2 rRNA genes are annotated in these 263 nt (G+C 51.7%); both read left to right on the forward strand.

Annotated features, from left to right (window positions below):
• Nucleotides 1–77 (forward strand): 23S ribosomal RNA (locus tag FHC49_RS11380); the annotation flags it as partial.
• A 95-nt stretch (nt 78–172) separates the two neighbouring features.
• Nucleotides 173–263 (forward strand): 5S ribosomal RNA (gene rrf / locus FHC49_RS11385); the annotation flags it as partial.

Here is a 263-nt window from a genome sequence, read left to right on the forward strand (position 1 = left end):
GACGTTGATAGGCTGGGTGTGTAAGCGTAGCGATACGTTGAGCTAACCAGTACTAATGAACCGTGAGGCTTAACCTTACAACGCCGAAGATGTTTTGGCGAAAGAGACATCGATTATCAGCTTGATTACAGATTACATCAGAACGCAGAAGCGGTCTGATAAACAGAATTTGCCTGGCGGCTGTAGCGCGGTGGTCCCACCTGACCCCATGCCGAACTCAGAAGTGAAACGCCGTAGCGCCGATGGTAGTGTGGGGTCTCCCC

Source organism: Kluyvera sp. EC_51 (assembly GCF_019584505.1).
GTDB lineage: Bacteria > Pseudomonadota > Gammaproteobacteria > Enterobacterales > Enterobacteriaceae > Kluyvera > Kluyvera sichuanensis.